Source organism: Microbulbifer sp. Q7 (genome assembly GCF_001639145.1).
GTDB lineage: Bacteria > Pseudomonadota > Gammaproteobacteria > Pseudomonadales > Cellvibrionaceae > Microbulbifer.
Genome location: NZ_LROY01000001.1, coordinates 722,658 through 745,262, shown reverse-complemented (window position 1 = coordinate 745,262; position 22,605 = coordinate 722,658). Strand labels below are relative to the sequence as shown.

General features: G+C 59.7%; 17 protein-coding genes. 11 read left to right on the top strand and 6 right to left on the bottom strand.

The genetic code is table 11. The features are described 5' to 3' along the window. Positions 1-92: 92 nt before the first annotated feature. The gene (locus AU182_RS02990) at positions 93-2,252 is read left to right on the top strand and encodes an Ig-like domain-containing protein (protein WP_193754276.1); all 2,160 of its coding nucleotides are present in this window, start codon (positions 93-95) and stop codon (positions 2,250-2,252) included. Between the two features lie 100 nt (positions 2,253-2,352). Here the strand turns inward: AU182_RS02990 and AU182_RS02985 are convergent, their stop codons facing one another. The 6 genes from AU182_RS02985 to AU182_RS02960 form a co-directional block, all read right to left on the bottom strand. Then, positions 2,353-3,513, bottom strand: coding sequence for a DUF3570 domain-containing protein (locus tag AU182_RS02985; protein ID WP_227718097.1), 1,161 nt, complete (start codon positions 3,511-3,513; stop codon positions 2,353-2,355). Then, complete coding sequence (locus AU182_RS02980; protein ID WP_153039129.1) at positions 3,500-3,697, bottom strand: DUF4266 domain-containing protein; 198 nt, start codon at positions 3,695-3,697, stop codon at positions 3,500-3,502. Before AU182_RS02980 ends, AU182_RS02985 begins: the two co-directional genes overlap by 14 nt. 36 nt (positions 3,698-3,733) lie before the next feature. Further along, complete coding sequence (locus AU182_RS02975; RefSeq protein WP_066960394.1) at positions 3,734-4,219, bottom strand: TlpA disulfide reductase family protein; 486 nt, start codon at positions 4,217-4,219, stop codon at positions 3,734-3,736. A gap of 48 nt (positions 4,220-4,267) precedes the next feature. Continuing rightward, positions 4,268-4,831 (bottom strand): outer membrane beta-barrel domain-containing protein, encoded by a 564-nt coding sequence (locus AU182_RS02970; protein WP_227718096.1) that lies wholly within the window; start codon positions 4,829-4,831, stop codon positions 4,268-4,270. A gap of 188 nt (positions 4,832-5,019) precedes the next feature. After that, positions 5,020-5,850 (bottom strand): SH3 domain-containing protein, encoded by an 831-nt coding sequence (locus tag AU182_RS02965; RefSeq protein ID WP_082859173.1) that lies wholly within the window; start codon positions 5,848-5,850, stop codon positions 5,020-5,022. A gap of 3 nt (positions 5,851-5,853) precedes the next feature. Continuing rightward, the gene (locus AU182_RS02960; RefSeq protein WP_082859172.1) at positions 5,854-8,553 is read right to left on the bottom strand and encodes a PD40 domain-containing protein; all 2,700 of its coding nucleotides are present in this window, start codon (positions 8,551-8,553) and stop codon (positions 5,854-5,856) included. Between the two features lie 335 nt (positions 8,554-8,888). Between AU182_RS02960 and AU182_RS02955 the strand changes: the two genes are divergently transcribed. The 10 genes from AU182_RS02955 (at position 8,889) to AU182_RS02910 (ending at position 22,595) form a co-directional block, all read left to right on the top strand. After that, positions 8,889-10,109, top strand: coding sequence for a hypothetical protein (locus tag AU182_RS02955; RefSeq protein WP_153039096.1), 1,221 nt, complete (start codon positions 8,889-8,891; stop codon positions 10,107-10,109). Positions 10,110-10,113: 4 nt separating this feature from the next. Then, the gene (locus tag AU182_RS02950) at positions 10,114-12,630 is read left to right on the top strand and encodes a LamG domain-containing protein (RefSeq protein ID WP_066962054.1); all 2,517 of its coding nucleotides are present in this window, start codon (positions 10,114-10,116) and stop codon (positions 12,628-12,630) included. A gap of 33 nt (positions 12,631-12,663) precedes the next feature. Beyond that, positions 12,664-14,235 carry a general secretion pathway protein GspF gene (locus AU182_RS02945; protein WP_066962051.1) on the top strand — a complete coding sequence of 524 codons (1,572 nt, stop codon included), beginning with the start codon at positions 12,664-12,666 and terminating at the stop codon, positions 14,233-14,235. 29 nt (positions 14,236-14,264) lie between these two features. Continuing rightward, complete coding sequence (locus tag AU182_RS02940; RefSeq protein WP_066960390.1) at positions 14,265-15,269, top strand: FAD:protein FMN transferase; 1,005 nt, start codon at positions 14,265-14,267, stop codon at positions 15,267-15,269. Positions 15,270-15,419: 150 nt separating this feature from the next. Next, positions 15,420-15,917: an AraC family transcriptional regulator gene (locus tag AU182_RS02935; RefSeq protein ID WP_227718095.1), complete on the top strand. Its 498-nt coding sequence runs from the start codon at positions 15,420-15,422 to the stop codon at positions 15,915-15,917. 22 nt (positions 15,918-15,939) lie between these two features. Next, positions 15,940-18,006 carry a hypothetical protein gene (locus AU182_RS02930; protein WP_153039095.1) on the top strand — a complete coding sequence of 689 codons (2,067 nt, stop codon included), beginning with the start codon at positions 15,940-15,942 and terminating at the stop codon, positions 18,004-18,006. Continuing rightward, on the top strand, positions 18,003-20,918 hold the full coding sequence (locus AU182_RS02925) for a tetratricopeptide repeat protein (RefSeq protein WP_227718094.1): 2,916 nt from the start codon (positions 18,003-18,005) through the stop codon (positions 20,916-20,918). The genes AU182_RS02930 and AU182_RS02925 overlap by 4 nt, the downstream gene beginning before the upstream one ends. After that, positions 20,905-21,570 (top strand): tetratricopeptide repeat protein, encoded by a 666-nt coding sequence (locus AU182_RS16170; protein ID WP_082859170.1) that lies wholly within the window; start codon positions 20,905-20,907, stop codon positions 21,568-21,570. The genes AU182_RS02925 and AU182_RS16170 overlap by 14 nt, the downstream gene beginning before the upstream one ends. A gap of 3 nt (positions 21,571-21,573) precedes the next feature. Beyond that, on the top strand, positions 21,574-21,864 hold the full coding sequence (locus AU182_RS02915; protein WP_082859169.1) for a hypothetical protein: 291 nt from the start codon (positions 21,574-21,576) through the stop codon (positions 21,862-21,864). A 44-nt stretch (positions 21,865-21,908) separates the two neighbouring features. Continuing rightward, positions 21,909-22,595 (top strand): MotA/TolQ/ExbB proton channel family protein, encoded by a 687-nt coding sequence (locus AU182_RS02910; protein WP_066960381.1) that lies wholly within the window; start codon positions 21,909-21,911, stop codon positions 22,593-22,595. Positions 22,596-22,605: the final 10 nt, after the last annotated feature.

Here is a 22,605-nt window from a genome sequence, read left to right as displayed (position 1 = left end):
CGGGTACCGCCTTTGGTCTACCTTCCCTGGCGGCAAAAACCCCATATAATCGTTCGACCATTAACAACAAAATAGTCATGAAGAAAAACATAATGATCAAGCAACAAAAGTTCTGCGCAGTGCTACTTGCGAGTATTGCGCTGCCGCTATTTCTCTCCGGTTGTGGCGGCGGGGGAGGCGGTAACGATACCCCGGCACCACCGAGTGCAATTTCGCTAAGCATTAGCCTGGATGAAGACACCACTATCGACGGCCAGGTTGCCGGTACTGCGCAAGCTGGTGGCGCCCTGTCGTTTGAGCTTCAGCAGGCGGCGGACAATGGGCAGGTTACCCTGAACGGAGCCGCCTTCACTTATACCCCTAATCCCGATTTCGCAGGCCAGGATAGCTTTCGCTTTACCGCGTTAGAAGATGGCCGACGTTCAACACCGGCGACCGTAACCATCACTGTCAACCCGATTAATGACGCTCCAATTGCGACAGGTGGCAACTTCTCCACGGACGAGGATATTGCGTTAACCGCGATGCTGCCTATTGAGGACGTAGATGGGGACCAGCTGACCTACTCGGTAACCGTAGAGCCTGCAAATGGTGAACTGCAGATTTCCGCCACTGGCGAATTCAGCTATCAGCCTGCGAAGGATTTTTTCGGCGCGGATGAGTTCCGCCTCACCGCCAGTGACGATGAATTTGAAACCGACGAAGTCACCATCACACTCAATATTACAGCGGTGAACGACGCACCGGAAGTGCCCGAGCAGATTTCCGCGAGCCTGGTGGCGGGTGCCACACAAGGGTTCGATTTACAGATTGTTGATGTGGACAGCACGGATCTAACCACCACGGTGATCGAGCAGCCGGAAGTGGCTAGCTTGGCGAGTATCGACAACGAGCTGGGTAATATAAACCTATCCGCGACCTACGGTACCTGGGGCGTAGATCAACTGTCGTTTATCACCAACGACGGTGAGCTGGATTCCAATACCAGCGTAATGACCATCGACATTGCTGTTGGCCAGACCACGACCGAGGAATCCGTAGTGACCCTGAGTTCCGCAGGCAGCACGACGGTCGATCTGCTTGCTGATGGTCCGGAAGGTTTGGTGGCCATGACCGGCCTGTCCCACGGGGAACTGGGTAGTACTGGATCTGGCCTGCACCAGCAGTTTATAGCGTTTGCCGATACTGCGGGCGAACCAGCGGCTGCCGGCTATATTCAGGCGGCCAACGGCATACCCATCCCACTTGCGCTGGGGGTAAATGACAGTACCGCCTTTACCATTGCCATGGACGGTAGTAACCAACTCCATTTTGGTGCGCTTTCCGCGGCCGGTGCGTTTACCACCAATTCGGCACTACCGTCATTTGAAGGCGACAACCACATCCAGGTTACCGCCCGCTATGTGCCTGGTAGCGGGTTTCTCCTGTTCAGTAACGACGGCGTTATCCGCTACTACGATCAGCAGGGTAATACGCGCTGGAGCAAGCCGGTTACTCACAACCTCGGCTTTGAAATTGGTGCTTGGCACAGCCATGACATCAAAGTGGAAGGGAACACGGCCCACCTGGTGGGCATGTTGATGTCATGTGGCGATGACGGTTGTGGATCCATGACGAGCTCGGGAAGCTTTTCCTTGAAGCTCAACCTGATAACCGGAGATATCACGGAGCTGTATCAACCGAAGACCAGCAGTATGGCTGGCTATCATCTGCAGATCACCAGCGATGGTCGCGTTTTGATGGCGCACCGCCACCAGCTTACGCTGTTCGCAGCCGACGGCACCACCGAGTGGGAGCAGAGCGTCAATTCTGCCAACCTGTCACGCATCGGCCTGACGGAGTCGGAAGACATCATGTGGTGGAGTCATGACACCAATAATGACTTCTCCACCATGACCCGTTTGAGCATCGACAGTGAGCTGCAGGCGCAGAGCACGTATAGCCACGGTATTTCTTACCCATGGGCCGAGGATATTATCGTCGACAAATACGGCAACACGTTTATCAAACTGACCGACCGATACAATGATCCGGACTATAACGGGGACCATGTAGTTCTACATTACGACTACAGCACCGGGGCGCAGTGGGTACAGCGCAGCAATGGCCAGTATCAACCACAGTCGAACATCCCTGCGGTGATGGTGCTGAAAGACGAACGGCAGTTGTTTTCGGGGTTTTATGACTATTACGGTGTTTCCCCTGGCGATGCCTACCTGCAGAAGCTCACCATAGACCGAAATATTCCTTAATCCGCTATCAACAAAAAAGCCCCCGCATTGTGCGGGGGCTTTCGCGAACCGGTGCCCAAGCGTCTGGGCTACGACCTTCACTTCTGCCAGAGCAGTCCCGTCAGAACCACATAGACCAGAACAGGCGCACGACGTGTGCATTGAAGCTATACGAGGGCTCCTCTCCCGGGAGAATACTGGCATCACTGGAGTGTACGCGCACATCGCGGAAGTCGTCGTAGTCGAACAGGATGTAATCCCAGTACAGGTTCAATGTGTTCTTGCGATCAAACAGCGCCCAGCGCTCGGGTAACTGATAGGACGCGCCAATGCCGATGGCGGTACTGGCGAAGTCGCTCAGCTCCTTATCACGCGCGAGAAAGGTGCTGGCGTCGGCGTAGGGAAACAGGTCGCTGTAGAAATCCGCACCATTCTGTTTGTAAAAACGCAGCTTACCCTCAAGGATCAGGTTTTCCTGCTCCAGCGGGTGGGTATAGCGCAGCTCCAGGTTGTCGGAATCAATTCCCCAGCTATCGGCGTAGCGCCGGTACTCAGTCTTGATGGCGGCGCGGTAGGGGAGCATGTATTTAGCCCGCAGGGCGACCGCATCACTGTTGCGGGTGCGCGGGTATCTTTCCAGCTGATAGGAAAAACCGAGCTCGGTGGCCGGATTGACGTAGCGCACGCTGCGATACGGGTTATTCAGGAAACCCTCGTCGGAGACTGTTTCAACGCTGAGTTCGGCGATCAGTTTGGTGGTGAGAATCTGGCTCCAGCCAAGGGAGTAACGGCGGTGCTCGGCGAAGTCCGAGAAGTCGCTGTCATCATTGCGCATCACCGTGTCGCTGCCGAAGCTCACCCGCATGGACAGGTTGCTCAGGTCACCGAAGAAGTCCTGGCTGATACCGAAGCCTACCGTCTCCGCCTGGTAATCACTTTCACTGGAGTTGGTGTAGTTCAGGCTCATGGTGGTCTTGTCCACCAGATAATCGACACCCAGAGAAAACTCGTCCCGCTGCTCTTCATACGGGCTGGCGGTGGCCTGTACGTCAATGGACGCACCGGAAATCATGTCGACATAGTAATTGGCAGACAGCGAGACGGTGTTGCCAATATTCTTGCGCACCAGTACGGAGGGACCATCGATGGTGACCCCGCCGCCGCTGTAGGCGTGGTACATGGTATCCGCACGCTCTTCGGGCAATACGGCGGCGGCTGCGTTGCCGGCACTCAGCGAGGCCGCGAGCAAGCCCAGCCATTTTTTACACTCAGTTACAGCCACAGCCGCCTCCGGAGCCACCCTCTGCACCACGGGCGGCCTCACGCGCTTCGTACACATGGTTCATATATCCGGCCGCGACCGGGTCCCGTTCAAAGCCCATAATCGGGTCGGCAAGATAGTGCCGTTCGTAGGGCTGCACCCAGGGTTCCGGCATCAGGGTTTCACAACCGCCGAGGAGCAGCATTACCGGCAGCAACAGAAGCGCGCGTTTGCTCATGATTTATTCCCGGATGAGTTCCTTGATAATTTTTTTGTACTCGGCCTCATCGCCACTGCGGTATCCCTTGTGCACATAGCGCACATTGCCGTCGCGGTCGATGAACACAGAGCTGGGCATGGCCTGTACGCCAAACATTTTGCTCACCTGGCTTTGGGCGTCGAACAGCACCGGGAATTCCACCGGGATTTTATTCAGCATGGCCTGCGCGTCTTCACGATTGGCATCCACATTGACACCCCAAACCTGGAAACCGACGGGCTCGTAACGGGCGTGCAGGTCATTCAGCAGTGGCATTTCTTCACGGCAGGGGCCGCACCAGGAAGCCCAGAAGTTGAGCATGATCACTTCACCGCGCTGCTCGCTCAGCTTGAGGTTGCCGTCTTTCAGGGAGGCGAGGGTGAAGTCTTCAGCGGGCACTTTGGCGGAAGCTGGCGCGCCCGCCAGCAAAGCGGCACTGGCACAAAGAGCGGCAATCAGTTTACGCATGAAATTTCTCCGGTACTTTCTTGTTGAAATTTTATTGGAATTTATTATTCAGAAATAAATAGAAACACCCAGCTGAGCAGAAAGATTATTGGTGACGATCGGCTCACCAAAAATCTCATGCTCAAAAATGTGGTCGCGCACGTCCAGACGCACAGCCAGCCAGTCTTGTGCCAGCATGCGCACACCCACCCCCACGTTGTAGGTGAAGTGCTCTGCGTCCGCAAAGCTGGTGTTGCCCACACCACCGATCAGGTACAGGTTGCTGTTCAGTGCCCACTTGTCAAAAATGAAGATTTCACCGGGCAAAAAATTCCACGCCAGTGACAGGTTGTACATGGAGAGCTCGCGCTCTTCATCGGTGAGCAGCGGTGCGGAACCACTGAGGCGTTCGTAACTGGACTCCCCCAGGGTGGTCTGGCCGTAGGCCGCTTCCATAAAGAAATCTTCGTTGATGTGGTACGCCAGGCTGCCGCCATACAATGCGTTGCTGCCGAAATCTTCCACATTCATGATACCGCCCAGATAGGCGGTAAACTCGAAATCTTCCGTATCGATGTTGGCCTCGCGGATTTCGCGGCGCTCAAGATCCGGAGAAATAATTTCGTCAATCACTGCATCGCCCTGGGCAATTGCGATCGAGGAAAACCCAGCGAAGGACAAGGCGCAAGCGATACTTCTAAAAATCGTAGCGAGCGGGTGGCTGGTGGTGGCCGCCGGAGCACAGGAAGCGGAGTGTATATGTGATACATGAGCATTCCGAGCACCGCCGGACGCCGCCAGGCGCACGCGCAGTAGATTTTTCACATGAATACGTCGAATCCGAATTTCCATTCGACTATCTCCTGGTTATTTTCCCGCGAGGTCAGCAGGTAATGATTGGCAACTTCCGCGCGCAGCGCAAAGCGGCGGGATAAATAGGTGGTAACACCGATGCCGGCCAGCATGGTGGTGTCCTGGCGGTCTTCGGTGGCGACAATAGTCGCGTTGGGCGAGGTGATGTTTACGCCGCTGCCGAGCATGAAATACGGTGCAATCCGCCACTCGGGAAAGGGTTTGTGCAGCAGGGCCAACTGGTAGGTCTGGCTGTCGGAGTAGGCACCGATGGTCTGGGTAGCACGCAGTTCGGCGGAGATATTGCCGGTGAAGCGGTAGCCGAGGGAAAGGCCGAGGGCGTTGGCACCTTCGAAATCGCCGTAGGCGAAGCCGAGGCGGAAGCCCTGCTCACGGTAGTCGTCGATGCCGGGGGTGGGCACGGCGACCTGCTCGCCCTCTGCGGCGAAGATTTCGTCCAGATCGGAAATCTTCGCCCAGCCGGTTTTTCCACTGCGGGTCATGACTTTGACCCAGTCGGTGCGGCGCTTCAAAAGCCACAGAGGCTCACCGTATTCCACCACCTGGTCGATTACATAACCACGCCCGGGGCCGGTGTACAGGTTGAGGTACTCGGCACCGTTGACGACCTGCTCGGCATCCTTCGGCAGATTGTCCGGGATGTGCTCGCCAAATTGACTGGCGGAGAAGCTGTCGACCACCGGCGCTTGTTGTGCGGTCACCACAGGCGCAACCATCAGCAGGCTGGCAAGCGCCGCGGCCCTCAGGCTGATCGAATATTTTCCGGGCTGGCAATTCATTATCTAGTCGACCGGTGCTTCAAAGGGATTGTTGTAATACTGCGCACCGATATCCAGCCATTCTGAAATCAAACGCAATTCTTCCGCGGACAGCGCGCCCTCGTGGAACCCGCCCGCCTCAAAGATACTGAAGAAACGGCTGGCGTTGGCCCCGTTGGGGTTCATGATGCGCTGAATATTGACGGTAACCATAACAGGAATCGGGTTGCCATCGGCATCCAGAATCAGCTCCCCGTTTTCATCGGTCTCAAACAGCGGGTTGCCATCGTCGTCGGTGTCCTGCACCAGCACATCCTGCACCGCCCCGTCGCGCAGTTCTTGGGTCGGGTTGTCGAACAGCAACTCCACATACGAGGTGCTGAAATTGTTGTTCACGCCGGACTGGTCGCCGCGCAGGTCCAACTGGCCAGGCGGGACCTGGGTCATGCCGGCCGCGTCGCGGTTGGTGTGGCAGGCCGTGCAGGTGTGATCTTCCAGTACCGAACCGTCGACAACGTCGGTGACTTGGCGCGGCAAATCCCAGATCGGCTGGATATGGGCCTGATAGTGGATCACGGTGCGACAGGTACTATTCCACTCGCTCTGGCAAGCGAGACTGGTGGGTGCCATTTCCGGCACGGGCAAGTCGCTGATACGCAGGGCGGTGGTCGGGTCTTTTGCCCGCAGGGCCGGATCTGTCCAGAAATCCGTGAACAGGAGATCCCCTTCCAGCGCCGGGTGTCCGGCCACGCGCGCCAGCACTTGCGCCATGGTTTCTCCCATTTGCGCCTGCAGTGCCGGCTCGGTATTGGCAAACGGGGCCGCGCTGGTGGGCGCACCGGCCCATGCGGATTCAGGTTCTTTATCGGTACGTCCGTGGGGCACTTCACTGTCGCGGCTGTGGCACCCCTGGCAGTTGCGCACCTCACCGGCGCGGAACTGCAGCCAGTTGCGGTGGCGACCGACAATGCGACGGCCATTGGCATCCACCACGGAAATGGCCAGGGGCATGTCCGCTGGCACTTTGACACGCACGGAGCCGTCCGGCTGGATCGGGGTATAACCAATGATCTCCCGCATCAATTGCGAGCGGTTGCGGCCGAAGGCGGAGCGGTCGAAATCACGGATATCCTCATCGGGAATGCCCACCGCTTTCACCACCCGCAAAAATCGCGCGGGGCGCTCGGCGGCGGTGGTCTGCAGCGGGTCTGCCAAGGCGGCAATATCCAGGGCCGCGCTGCCATCGAAGTCGTACACGCTGCGAATATCCAGCACCGCCATGCCCTCATCAAACAGGTCGCGGTCGATGTCAATTCCGGGGATGGGCTGGGGGATAAATTCCGGCACCGGGCGGGTGTCGGCGGTGACCGCTTCGCTGATCATCTCACCCTCGACCGGCTGGATGATCGGGCGTTGGGTGCCTTCGACGTAATCGTAGATCCACAGACCGTATAGCGGGTCGGCGGGCACAATATCCGGGGTCGCCAGCCACTCGTCGGTGCAGGGTTGCGGCAGCTCGGTTGCCGGGTCGATTACGCGGCATTCGCTCCAGCTCACCAGCAGGCGGCTGGTGCCATCGTGAAACGCCCAGGCATTGGCGAACAGGCCATGGGGCGACAGCCCGCCGTCGATAATCACTTGCTCGACCGACAGCGACTCCTGCCCCTGCAGGACACCCTGCTGCTCCGGCTCGCTGTAGGCCTCGGTGAAATTCTCTGCATCGATCACCACCATGTCGCCACCGTAGGTGATGCCCTCCGGGGCGCGCAGAGTGACGAGTATGCGGCCGTCCGGCATCTGCTGCGGCTTGGCAAAAGCGGCGGGTACCGGATCGGTGCCGGCACCCGTGCCGGTTGCCTGGCTGTGGTAACCGTAATGGAACTGCAAGTCGCTGCCATCCGGCTTCACGGTATACAGGCTCAGGCGATCAACACCACCCATGTTGTCCCAGCGGGTAAACAGGATACGACCGTTGAACAGCACCGTGGGCGAGAGATCGTGGCTCTGGTTGTAGGAAATCTGCTGGATTTCGCTGCCATCCGCTTCCATCACGTGCAGAACAAATGCGGGCTCTTCCAGATCTTCCGCGAGGGCGGAAAACTGGGGTTTGTTGTCGTCGAGCAGCAGCGCACGGGAGCGGCGCTGGCGAGTAGAGGTGAATGCGATGCGACCATCCGGCAGGAATGCCGGGGCAATATCGTCACCCTCCTCGGCAATCAGATCGGATGCGATGACACGCGTTAGCTCGGCAGACTCGAATTCGTAGAGCCAGATATTCCAGCTGGGCTGCTCATCGTCATCGAGACCCTCAATATTCGGGGCGCGCATGGCGAATGCCAGCTGCGTGCCATCCGCGGAGACGGCAAGGTCTTTTACATCGTAGCCGCCTTCAAAGACGATACCCGCCTCTTCATCACTGACAAACAGGTCTTCCGTCAATACCCGTTCGGGAGCGGTGGCGGTGGCGCGATCGCGCAGCACCAGCTCCGCACCGGGGTTGAACGCCGACGGTGCGTAAAGGTCGTCCACCACCAGCATCTCGTCTTCGTCACGGTTCAGGGTGCGGCGCACATAGACCACCGGGTAATCCACTACCACCGGATCTTCCGCCTGCTCACCCCCACCGAGACTGGAACCTTCACCGCTGCCCGCCGAGCAACCAGCAAGCAAAAGCAGCGACAACAGCCCACCAGCGGTGGCCGCCAGCGTACAAAATTTATTCAAGGGAAGTCCTCATCTCAGTTACCTCCGCGCTACCACAGGCCACTTTGCTACAGCGCTATTGGTGAAGAAAGTGCTTACTCACGTTGTTGGTGGCGGATTGACTGAATCTGTGTCCGGCGAATTTACCGTCGTATTATGCTCTGATTTTCGCGATTGCCCCGCTCAGGCTCAAGCTGCGCACAAGGTTTTTGCCAACCAGTCCTCGCTTTATCTTATTGCCGCTGGCGAATCATGCCGCTTTCTTTAGTATCACTGGTCGGTCTATAGGCATCATAAAACGCGCAGCGCGGAGTTTCTTCCCTATTGCGCGACGAGAACCCAACGCGAACCTGCCCATGAAAATAAAATCGTCCGCTGCGCGCCTGCTGCTCGCGGCGACCACCTGCGTCACTGTCTCGCTGTCTGCACCCGCATTTGCCGGCCCGGAAGAACAGGCGGCCCGAATGCACAGTCGGATTACCGGCGTGAAGCCCAGTGTCGATGTGCTCAAGCAAATGGCCGCCGAAATCGCCAATGGCAATGCGGATGCCGCGGCCGAAATGGCCATGCAGCACGACGCCTTCTACGACGTCACCCTGAAAAACCTGGCAACTCCCTGGACCAACCGCGACGGCGACAACTTCGCACCGCTCAACGATTACACCGCGACGGTGATCGGCATGGTGCGCGACGATGTGGATTTCCGGGAGATTCTTTCTGGCGACATCATTTACACCGGTGCTTCCGGCTTGGGGCTGCCCAGCTACAGCAACAGCAACAACAGCCATTACGAAGCGCTGGAGCGCAGCGACTATCCGCTGCAGACAGCGCTCGAACAACGTGCCCAGTCCTCGGTCACCGGCCTCCCCAGCGAGGCAACCGCCGGCGTGATGACCACTCGCGGCGGTGCCAAGGCGTTCTTTTATGCCGGCACTAACCGCGCCATGTTCCGTTTTACCCTGATGAATCACCTGTGCCGCGACCTGGAGCAGGTGCACGACACCTCCCGGCCACCGGATCGCATCCGCCAGGACGTCAGCCGCAGCCCCGGTGGCGACAGCCGTGTGTTCCAGAACAACTGCGTGGGTTGCCACAGCGGTATGGACCCGATGGCCCAGGCTTTTGCCTATTACAACTTCGAATACGACGTTGAGAACGATCCCACCGGCGAAAACGGCCAGCTCGACTACAACCGCAGCGGCGATAGCGACCCGCTAACCGGCACCCGCGTTCAGGCCAAGAACCACATCAACAGCGCCACCTTCCCCTACGGCTACGTCATTCCCGATGACAAGTGGGACAACTACTGGCGCGAGGGGCCGAACATGCACCTGGGCTGGAGCGGGGAACTGCCGGGCTCCGGCTACGGCGCCAAATCCATGGGCCGCGAGCTGGCCAACAGCGAGGCCTTCGCCCAGTGCCAGGTCACCAAGGTGTTCGAACAGGTGTGCCTGCGCTCGCCGGAAGATGGCACCGACCGCAATCGCATCGCCAGCATGACCGACCGCTTTACCGGCAACGGTTACAAGTTGAAACAGGTCTACGCGGATGCCGCAGTTTACTGCGCGGGGGAATAACACCATGAAACAGACAAATACGCGCTGGCAACAAACTGCACTGCTCTCCACCCTGTTCGCTTCCGTACTGCTGGCAGCCTGCTCTGGTGGCAGCGGTCAGTCCACGGAAGATCTGCCCAATACCAATCCGGATTCCGGTGATACCAGCTACACCGGGCCGGCCCCGGAAAGCGAAGACGTACAGAACTACAAACGCTATATCTGGGACAACCTGGCGGCGGAAAATCGCTGCGGCAGCTGTCATATTGAAGGCAATCAGAGCCCGCGCTTTGTGCGCAGCGACGATATCAACCTGGCCCACGGCGAAGGTCGCGACCTGGTCAACCTGGGCAGCCCGGAAGATTCCCGCCTGGTCACCAAAGTCGCCAGCGGCCACAACTGCTGGTTGGCCAATGCCAGCGCCTGCGGTGAGATCATTACCAATTACATCCAGGAGTGGGCCGCAGCCGCGGGCTCGGTGGCCAGCACCATTACCCTGACACCTCCCACCGAACGGGACGTGGGCGCCAGCAAAAGCTTCCCCGCGTCCAGCGGTAACTTTGCCACCACCGTCTACCCGCTGCTGGAACAGTACTGTGCGAGCTGCCACAGCGAAGACGCAGACACCGCCCAGCAGCCCTATTTCGCCAGTAGCGACATCGATCAGGCCTACGAAGCGGCAAAGGCGCGGATGGATCTGGACACTCCGGAAAACTCGCGCTTTGTGGTGCGCCTCGGCAATGACTTCCACAACTGCTGGAGCAACTGCACCCAGGACGCCGACACCATGGCAGCGGCGATCCGCAACTTTGCCGACGGCATCACGCTCACCGAGGTGGACCCGAACTGGGTAATCAGCAAGGCGCTGTACCTCACCGACGGCGTGGTGGCCAGCGGCGGCGGGCGTATCGAAAATAACGCCATTGCCCTGTACGAATTCAAGTCCGGCAGCGGCACCATTGCCTACGACACCTCCGGTATCAATCCGGCCATCGACCTCAACCTGTCGGGGAATGTGGAATGGCTGGGCTCCTGGGGCATTCAGCTCAATGGCGGCAAGGCGCAGGCGGCCACCGCCACCAGCAAGCGTCTGTTCGACACCCTGACCGGTACCGGCGAGTACTCCATCGAAGCCTGGGTGGCGCCGGCCAATGTGGTACAGGAAGGCCCGGCGCGGATCGTGACTTACTCCGGTAATAACGACACCCGCAACTTTACCCTCGGCCAGGCTATGTACAACTACACCTTCCAGAACCGCAACGATGCCAGCACCGACGCCAATGGCATGCCGGCGCTGATTACCGACGATATGGCAGAGCGCGCACAGGCGACCCTGCAGCATGTGGTTGCCACCTTCGATCCGATCAACGGGCGCCGCCTGTACGTCAACGGCGTATTCACCGATGACCAGGACCCGGTCGCGGCGGGCCTGCTCTCTACCTGGGATGATTCTTTTGCCCTGGCGGTGGGCAGCGAGGTCTCCGGTGATAATGTGTGGCAGGGGTCGATGCGACTGCTGGCAATCCACTCCCGCGCACTCACCCAGGACGACATCCTCACCAACTACGAAGCCGGTGTCGGGGAAAAATTCCTGCTGCTGTTCAAAGTGGAAGCGCAGACCGATGTACCCCAGGGCTACGTGATGTTTGAGGTACAGCAGTACGACAACCACGGCTACCTGTTCAGCGAGCCCAAGTTCATCACCCTGGAAGACGGCGTGACTCCGGATGGTGTGATCATCCAGGGCATGCGTATCGGCATTAACGGCCGCGAGGCAGTGGTGGGCCAGGCCTGGGCGAACCTCGATACCACGGTGACGGCCAGCGAATACGACCCGGAAAGTGGCCAGAAGCTCTCCCCGCTGGGCACCATTATCACTCTGGAAAAAGGCCCAACGTCCGACGAGTTCTTCCTGACTTTCGAGCGTCTCGGCAACGAAGAGTTCGTGCGCGTGGAAGCCACTCCCGCAGCTCCTGCCGCGCCGGCGGACCTGACCCCGCAACCGCGCATCGGCATCCGCCGTTTCGAGCAGATTAACGCGGCGCTGTCGGCCACCACCGGTGTGCCTCGCTCACATCCGGCAGTGGCCGATACCTGGGAGAAGATCAAGCAGCAGCTGCCAGTGGAAGCGGATGTGCGCGGCTTCCTCGCAGCCCAGCAAATGGGGATTACCCAGCTGGCGGTGAAATACTGCAACACCCTGGCCAATGACGAAGTGGCCAGAGCCAACTTTTTCCCGGGTTTTGATTTCAGCGCAGGCGTGACCGAGGCGTTTGATACTGAAGCCAAGCGCGATCAGATTATCAACCCGTTGCTCGACCGCTTGCTCGGCCGTCCCATCGACTGGCCGGCAATCATTGGCCATGGCGAGCAGCTCGACAGCGCGCCGGATGCCAGTATCGTACGCAACGAGTTGAGCACACTGATCGACAAGGCATCCGTCTGCACGGAAGGCGACTGCAGCAAGCCCGCCACCACGATCAATACCGTTACCGCCACCTGCGCCGCAGCCATGGGCAGCGCGATGATTCTGATTCACTGATAACCGGCGCTTTTGCACCGGGGAATGGAAAAAATGAGCAAGAAGAAACATTTCGAACTGGATCAGCCCCTGCGCCACCCGGATCATCACCGCCCGGTCAGCCGGCGGGATTTTCTTGGGCAGGGTTTTCGCGCGGGTATGGCGACGGTGCTGGGTGGTTCAATATTCAGCCTGTTTGCCAATCCACGCTCGGCGCAGGCAGCACTGTCGTCCGACCTGGAGGCCATGCGCGAATTGTGTGGTGTGAGTAAATTCGGCGCAGGCAAGATTCCGTTTATCTGTTTCGACCTGGCCGGCGGCGCCAACATTGCGGGCTCCAACGTGCTGGTCGGCAAACAGGGCGGTCAGCTGGATTTCCTCAGCACTGCCGGTTACAGCAAGCAGGGCCTGCCCGGGGACATGGTGCCCTCACTCACGGACGCCATGGGCAACAGTTTCGTCAACAACGAGCTGGGGCTCGCCTTCCACAGCGACAGCCAGATGCTGGCCGGCATTCTGGAAAAAGTGGCCATCGGCAACCGCGCCGCCATTAACGGCGCCGTGATTCCGGCGCGCTCCGAAAACGATACCGGCAACAATCCGCACAACCCCATGTACGGCATCAACCGCGCCGGCGCCAATGGCTCTTTGCTGGCACTGATCGGTTCGCAAACCAGCGAATCCGGCGGTAATTCCATGGCCCCCGCCGACCTGATCAACGCGGAAGTGCGTCCCACCAAGGTGGATCGCCCGAGTGACGTGACCGGCCTGGTGGATGTGGGCGATCTGGTGGGATTGCTTAACCAGGAAGATACGGTTCAGGTCATGGAATCCATGTACCGGATTTCCAACGCCAAGCTGGGCAAGGTCAACACTCGCGTGACCAATGATGCAGTGATCAAAGATCTGGTGAAGTGCGGTTACATGAAAAGTGCCGATCTCGCCGACCGCTTCGGCAATCCCACTGCGCTCGATCCGGCGCTGGACCCGGATATCGTCGGCCCCAATGGCATTTTCTCCACCGCCGAGTTCGAGAGCGATCGCGAATTCCGCAAGGCGGCCTCCACCATGAAACTGGTGATCAACGGCTACGCCGGTGCCGGCACCATCACCATGGGCGGCTATGACTATCACACCGGCGACCGCGCCACGGGCGAAATCCGCGATCTGCGCGCCGGCCGCTGTATTGGCGCCTGCCTGGAATACGCCGCGCGCGTCGGCCAGCCACTGATGGTTTATGTATTCAGCGACGGCTCGGTATTCAGCAACGGTATGGTCGACGACTCTGTCGAGGGGCGCGGCAAGGGTGTATGGACCGGGGACAACCAGCAGACCGCTGCGTCTTACTTTCTTGTTTACAATCCGACTGGCCGCCCGCAACTGCTCGGCGGCACCGCGGATGAGCAGGCACGCCACCAGCAGCTGGGCTATATGCGCCCCTCCGGTGACGTTGAGACCGCCGGTAGCCCCGCCGCCAACAACGTTAACCAACTGGTGCAGACGGTGGTACTGAACTATATGGCGTTGCACGGCGAGCAAAATAACTTTGCCAGCCTGTTCCCCAATCATGGCCTGGGTAACGCCAGCTTGATGGACAGCCTGACCGCCTTTGCGCCGATTCGATAACCCAGTAGCTGCCGATAAAAGAAACTCCGATGTACCTTGTGCGCCCCCTCGTGTTGTTGGTCAGCCTGTTCAGTTCCGCGCTCAGCTACGGTGACTGGCACTACCACAAGCAGTCCATTATGGGCACCGAGGTGCACCTGCAGTTCTGGCACGAGGGCAGCGCAAAGGCCGACGAAATCGGTGCATCGGTGATGAACGAATTCCGGCGCATTGATGCGGCGCTTTCCCCCTACAAGGAAGACAGTGAGCTGTCGCAGGTCAACCGCACCGCCGGTCTTGGCCCGGTACCGGTCACGCCCGAGCTGACCTCAATCATTGAAAAGTCGCTTTGGTACAGCGACAAAACAGCCGGGGCTTTTGATATCACCTATGCCTCTGTGGGCAGCCTGTACGATTTCCGCAAGGGCCAGCGCGCAGATCAGGCAACCACCGAGCAACTGCTACCGGCGGTGAATTACCGCCACCTTCAGCTGAACCCCAAACAGAATACGCTGGCGTTCGCCGATCCGCGCACCAAAATTGACCTCGGCGGAATTGCCAAGGGCTATGCGGTCGATCGCGCGGTGGCCATCCTGCAACGGTACGGCGTCACCCACGCCAGCGTCAGCGCCGGCGGCGATGCCCGCCTGCTCGGCGACAAACGCGGCAAGCCCTGGCTGATCGGCATTCGCCACCCCCGCGATAAATCAAAAAATGCCGCGGTCATTCCGCTGGAGAATACGGCCATCTCGACGTCCGGGGATTACGAGCGCTTTTTTATCGATGACGACGATCACCGAGTACACCATATTTTCAATCCGTCCACCGGTAGGCCCGCGGCAACCGATCCCGATGGCGATGCGTCTGACAACCAAAAATTGATCAGCGTCAGCGTCATCGGCCCGCGCGGATTTGATACAGACCCGCTCTCCACCAGCGTGTTTGTGCTTGGCAAGCAAAAAGGTTTGGCGCTGGTCGAGGAACTGGACGGGTTTGAAGCGATCGTGATCGATGCGAATCACCGGATGTTCTTTACCAGCGGACTACAGCAGTAATTGCCAACTGGATCACATCGGAAACGCGGTACCCTGACATAATTTCAGGGCATACTGTGTACACCGTTACACAATAAATTTATCGCTCACAAACTCTCAGGCTTTAGCATGTTTTCCCCCCGTCGCCCCCGATCCCTCAGTGCCCCGTTAATGGCATTCACTCTGACGTTGACCGGCAGCGTGTTCGCGCAGAGCGGCGACTTCCCCGGCGCAGACCTCGAAGACCTGAAGCAGGAAGTGCTCAAGCTGAACCGGGACCTGCTGGTGCTGGAAGAAGACCTGCTGTTCCCCGCCCAGAGCCAAGTGGCCGTGTACGTGTCCATGGATGTGGGTCACTTTTTCAACCTGGACAGTGTCAAGCTGCATATCGACAACAAACTGGTGGAAACCCACCTGTATACCGAACACCAGAAAAAAGCCCTGTTCCGCGGCGGTATCCAGCCGCTGTTCAAGGGCAACCTCAAGTCCGGTGAACATACCGTGACCGCCTACTTCACCGGCATCGGCCCGGAGCAGCGGGAATTCAAGCGCGCCGCCACCCTCGAATTGAAGAAAACCGACGAGCCCGCGGTAATCGAGCTGCGCATTTCCGATTCAAGCAGCAAGCAGCAGCCGGAGTTTACCGTCGTGCAGTGGCCGGCTCCCTGAGCGCACCATGTGGTTTTCCGCTGTGAACAAGATAACCCCCGCACAACTGGCTCTGACACTGGCCGCCGCGATTGCCGCTGCCGTATTGCCGGCTGCGGCTGATACATCCGCAGCCGCCGCACCGCAGTCTTTGGGGGAGGTAAGCCAACCGCCCCCGCTAAAGCCCGGTGAACAATTTCAGCAAGCGCAGGACATGCGCTACGGCGCGGCGCTGTACCACTATTTCCAGGGCAATACCTTCGATGCCCTGAGCACCCTGATGGTATCGGACCTGCGCGGCGGCATTGCCTATCATGCGGACAATGCCGATCTGATTCGCGGCGGCATCAGCCTGGCGTTCGGCCTGGAGCGACAGGCGGCGGAACTGTTTGAAAAGCAATTGCAGAAAGCGGCGGATACCGACAACCAGCAACGTATCGCACGCTTTCGGGAAATTGCCTGGCTCAAGCTGGCGGAACTGAATTATCGCCACCAGAACTGGGATACCGCTGCGCTGCAGCTGCAAAAATCCGGCGCCATCCACCAGTCCACCCTCACCCTGAATCTGGCGATCCGCGGCGGCGACCTGGTCCAGGCGCGGCAACTGCTGGCGATGGCAGACCTGCCGCTCGCCGAGCGGGTGCTCGGGCACAACAATCTTGGCGCGGCGCTGGCGCGGCAACAGCAATTGCCCGCCGCTGCAGAAGAATATCGTCGCGCAGCCGCGCTGGTAGAAGAGCATCTGGACGCGGGCGAGGAGCTGCGCATCCTGCGCGACAAAGCGCGTATCGGTGCCGGGTACGCATTGGCACTTGCCGGAGACCACGCCGGCGCCGCGCAGGAATTCCGCGGGGTGCGCCTGGATACGCCCTGGTCCGCGGATGCGCTGCTCGGCCTCGGCTGGGTGTCGGTCAACGGTGGCCAGCATCAGCAGGCGGTGGACGCGCTCGGTTACCTGATCAACCGCAACCCGCTGTCCCCCCAGGTCCAGGAAGCACTGCTCGCACTGCCCTACAGCTATGAAGCCCTGCAACGCCCGAAACTTGCCCTGCAGTCCTACCTGCACGCGGAACAGCGCTACCAGCAGGCACTCGACGATCTCCAGGCACTGGAGCAGGCCTCGTATCGCCTGCAGTTCCCGCTGCCACCGGAAAACGAAACCCTGGACCTGCAGCGCTACGGATGGCTCGAAGATGCGGAAACCCCCGCATTGATCCGCGACAACCAGCGTTATCTGCTGCGTATGATGCAGAGCGACCGCCTGCAATTGCAGCTTGCGGAACTGCGCGACCTGCAACAGCTCACGCGAGTACTCGAGCGCTGGCAGCAGCGGCTACCGGAATTCCACAACCTGATTGACGAACGCGAGCAGCGGCATACGGCCATCGTGCAACAACACGACAGTGCCCAGTACGACCAGCAGGTACAGATCGCCGAGCAGGAACTGCAACGGCTGAAAAATTCTCTGGTGCGGATCGAGGCAGACCAGGACGGCCTCGCGATGCTCGCCAGCAGCGATAGCGCAGCGTCCGAGTACCTGGAAATGGTGCGCGCCGCCGAAGCGCGCTATCAGCGTCTGAGCAAGGCCGGCAAAACCAGCCGCTACCAGCAGCAGACACTGGCGCGCGCACGCGGCCTTCTTCAATGGCAGGCGGCGGACCAGTATCACCAGAACCTGTGGCAAACGCGCAAAACGATCGCTGCACTGGAAGAGCAACTGGCCGAGGCCGCGCGCCGCCAGCGCAGTGTGGCCCGTATCGCCGCGGAAGCACCACAGCTCAACCTGCTGGCTGGCAGTGTGGATGACGCCGGGCAGCGTCTGGCGCAACAGCAAAATGCCATCGAACGCGCTAGCAGTGCCCTGCAGAACCAGATTCGTCAGGACCTGCGTGACGCGCTCGGCGCCGCCACGCAGCGGGTCGCGCAATATATGGCGCATACCCGCCTCGCCATTGCCCGCATTCAGGATGCGACGATACAGGGTGCTTACGAGGTGCCCACCCCGGCACAGCCTGAGGCCACACCTGAGACCGCAACGGAGACCACTCCCGAGCCAACCCCTGAGCCCGCGGTTGAAACCATCCCGCAAGCAGCGGAGGTGCAATCGTGAAGCCAGGCTGGCCGCGTATAAAACTCCTGACCCTGGCAATTTGTGCCAGCGCTACCCTGGGCGGTTGCGCCACGCAGTTCGATCCGGGCACCACGCTGGCAGACCTGCCAGCCGCTACCCTGCCACCGGAACCGCAGGTAGAGCTGCCGAAAGTGGCGCTGCCGGTGTTGATCCAGAGCTATGAAAAGGCCCTGGCGGCCAACCGCGACCCGAAAACCCGTCGCCAGATCCAGTTGCGCCTTGCCGATCTGGAAATGGAGCGCCTGGAACAGCTGCAGGCGGATAGCCCGGAGATGGTCGTCGCTTACGGTGAAGCCGTGCGGCACTACGAAGCCCTGCTGCAAACCTCCGCCGATGACGACTACCTGGCCTATCGACTCGCCCGCGCCCGCGCCCTCGACGGCAATCTGTCCGGCTCCCTTGCCGCGCTGGAAAACATCGTCGAGACAGCGCCGCAGTCCCCGTTTATTGCCGAGGCCCTGTTCCGCCGCGGCGAAGCGGCCTTCAGCCAGAAAAAATACCGAGCCGCAGAGCGTGACTTCCGCGCGGTGCTCGCGCAGGGGGAGTCTCCCTTTGCGCAAAACGCGCGTTATATGCTCGGCTGGAGCCAGTTCAAGGACGCGCGCTACCGGGACGCGAGCAATACCTTCCTGTCACTGATGGATCTGCTGTTGGCGGAAGACCAGGTAGAAAAGCGTCCGCTGGAAACACTGCAGAAAGGCGAGCGCCGCCTCGCCGACGATACCTTGCGCGTGCTGGCGCTCGGGTTTAACTATCTCGGCGGTGCCGAGGTGATCGAATCCTTCAGCGTTGCGACCGACACCGGCGTCAGCGACGACACCGAAACCCGTCACACTCGCAGCTATCAGCATCTGCTGTACCGCGCCCTCGGTGACTGGTACGCAGAAAGTGAACGCTACCGCGATGGGGCGCAGACCTTCCTCACCTTTGTGGCACAGAATCCGCAAAGCCCTGAGGCACCGGGCATGCATGTGCGCGCGGTGGAGATCCTGCAGCAGGGCAACTTCCCCAGTGAAGTGGTGCCGGCAAAACGGGAATTTGTTACCCGTTATGGCATTCGCAGCCTCTACTGGCAGAACGCCGACGATACGCTGCGGGGAGAGCTGCGCAGCCAGCTGAAACCCTGGCTGGAAGAACTGGCCCGCTTCGATCACGCCCGCGCCCAGGCACTGCGGAACGAAGTGCGCAACCCCGGGAACAGCAAACGGGCCGCAGCGCGCGCCGAGCGTGAATCGCGCAGCGCATTCCTCGCCGCGGCCGCGCTCTACGCAGAATTTATCGAGACCTTCCCCGGCGACGAAAAGGCACCACCGCTCACCTTCCTGATGGCGGAAAGCCTAAACGATGCCGGCGACCATGCGCGAGCCTTCGACGCCTATACCCGGGTCGCCTGGGAGTTCACCGAAGAAACCGGCAAGACCCCGGCCAATGCCACCGAGGCAGGCTATGCGGCCATCCTGATGGCAGGGGAAATGCACAAGTCCGAGCGCAACCCGGAACTCGCAAACCTCTGGCTCGATCGCAAAACGGAAACCAGCCTGCGCTTTGCCGACACCTGGCCCGGCGACCAGCGCGCACTTGCGGTACAGCTGGCTGCGGCCCAGAACCTGTTCGCCCAGTACCGCCACGCGGAAACCATTGCCGCCGCGGAAAAAGCCGCAGGCTGGCAACCACCCCCCAATCTGGCGCAGCGCCGCAACATCCTGATGCTGCTGGGACACAGCCATTTCGAGACGAATAATTTTTCCGCGGCGGAAAGCGCCTACGCACAGCTGCTTGCGGGTATGGCCACCAATGACCCGGAGTACGTGAATACCCGCGACCGGCTGCAGTCGTCGATCTACAAGCAGGCGGAGCAGATTCTCAAGCAGGTGCACCTCACCACAGACAGCCTGGAATTTGTCGCGCCCACCGAGGAAGCCATTGTGCTTCTGCTGCGTGTGCGCGCAAGCGGCCGTTCGGCAATCGCAGCCACCGCCCAATACGATGCCATCAACCAGTTGATGCGCCTGCAGCGCTGGCCCCAGGCACAAGCGGAACTGGCTGACTTCCGTCAGCACTATCCAGAGCACAAGCTCACCCCATCGCTGACCGCCAAGGCCGTGGCCATCTATCAGGGGCTGGATATGCCGGAGGCGGCCGCCAACGAGCTGATGGCACTGGCCAACAGCGACCCGGACCCGCGCGTGCGCCGCGATTCGCTTTACCTGGCGGCGGAACAATTTGAGCAATCTGGCAACACCGCCCGTGCCATTGAGGCCTATCGCCAGTACGCCCGCGATTGGCGCGAGCCCGCGCTGCAGAATCTGGAGGCCCAGTACCAGCTGGTTTCCCTGTATGAAAAGGTGGGCAACCCCCGCGAACGGAATCTCTGGATCAACAGCCTCGCCGGCAACCGGGTCTCCGAGCCGCGGGGTCGCTATCTGGCGGCTTACGCCAGCAATGAGCTGGCCGCACAGAGTTACGCGCGCTTCGAACGGCAGAAGCTGAACCTGCCACTCAAGCAGAGCCTCAAGCGCAAAAAGCAGGCCATGGAAGAGACCGTATCCGACTACAAAAAAGTGCTGGATTTCGGCATTGCCGAATTCACCACTGCTGCCAATTTTCGTCTGGCAGAAATCTATCGCCAGCTCAGCCGCGACCTGATGGACTCACAGCGCCCCAACGGACTGAATCCGCTGGAACTGGAGCAGTATGAAATCCTGCTGGAAGAGCAGGCCTACCCGTTCGAGGAAAAAGCCATCGAACTGCACGAAGCGAATGTAAAACGCACCGCAGACGGCGTGTACGACGACTGGGTGAAGAGCAGTTTCTCGTCGCTGGAAAACCTGTTGCCGGCGCGCTATCGCAAACCGGAAACCACAGTGGAGTGGAGCGATGCGGCTTACTGATCGAAATTTATTTAGCAAGCACGAAAAGCTGCTAGTGGTTTTTGCACTGGCGGCCACGCTTCTCGCCGGCTGTGCGGGCACCGCGACTGACCCGGGGACCGCAGGTGACACGCCAGTGACCAGCGACGCATCCGGCAAGCGTGTGCCCGGCCCCAATCCTTATCTCACGGAAGCCAGCAGCGTACCCGCCGGCGCCCAGCAGGGAATCAACCGGGCGCGCGACTACTTTATGCAACAGCAGTACACGGCCGCAGAAACGGAATTGCAACAAGTAGTCACCCAGTGGCCGGCACTGTCCGGCGCCTGGCTTAACCTGGCAAAGGTACAACTGAAGCTCAACAACCTGGAATCGGCAGAAGCCAGCCTGAACCAGGCGATAACCGTCAATGCAAACAATGTTTTTGCCTGGAATGCCCTCGGCGTATTCCTGCGCGACCAGGGTCGCTTTGAGGAAGCGCAGTTCGCCTATGAAAACGCGCTGACGCACTGGCCCGATTTTGCCGCGGCACATCGCAACCTGGGGATTCTTTTTGATCTTTACCTGCACCAACCGGAACGGGCTTTGCATCACTACCGCGAAGCGCGCGCACTGGAGCCTGAAGAAGACCGCGTGCTGGCGGGCTGGATTGTGGACCTGGAGAGGAGACTGTAGCCGGTGAATATATTACGCAATGCGATTCCGGTGTTTGCGGCGCTGCTCGTCTCCAATCTGTGCATCGCCCAGGAAGAGGGCGGTGAAGTAATCACCTTGGAGTCCACCATCATCGGCAGCCAGGAACAGCCCAAGGTGCTGTACATTATTCCCTGGAAGCAGGCCAACAGCCTGGAAAAAATTGACAGCACCCTGCCCAATGCCATCAACCACACGTTCCAGCACCAGGAATACTCGGAGCTGCAACGAGAGATAAAACTGCTCGAGCAAAAACGCTCAGATCAGCAACCGTAAGCCATTTTTATAACCAGAAATCTTTACGTCCCGGAGATTTGACCATGGAATTTTTCAATACACTGCTGCGTTTTTTCCAGAACGGCGGCCCGTTCATGTACCCCATTGCGCTGGTGCTGGTGATCGGCCTGGTACTGGTTATCGAGCGCTGGGTATTCCTGTCCCGCGCCAAACTGGCCAACCGCCGCGCCTACGGGCAAGTACTGCCGATGATGCAGCAGCGTAACTTTGCCGCCGCGCTCAAGTTCTCACAAAACGAGAAAGCACCGGTGAGCCAGATTGTCGCCGCTGGTATTTCTACCGCCCAGCACGCGCGCAAAGACGAAAACATCGCCATGGCCATCGAGGAAAGTATTCTTGAAGCGGTGCCGCGCCTGGAAAAGCGCACAAATTACCTGGCCACCCTGGCCAACATCGCCACACTGCTGGGTCTGCTGGGTACCATTATCGGCCTGATCGCAGCCTTCACCGCGGTCGCCAATGCGGATCCTTCAGAGAAAGCATCCATGCTCTCCTCCAGTATCTCCGTGGCCATGAACACCACCGCGTTCGGCCTGATCTCCGCCATCCCGCTGCTGCTGGCCTACTCCATGCTGCAGAACAAAACCAATGAAATCATCGACAGCCTGGAGATGGCCGGGGTCAAGTTCCTCAATCTGATTACCCTCACACGCGGCCAGAAAGCCGAAGCCGCCGCACGCCCCGCCGCCAAGGCTGGCGCTACCGCTTGAGCCGCGGCGT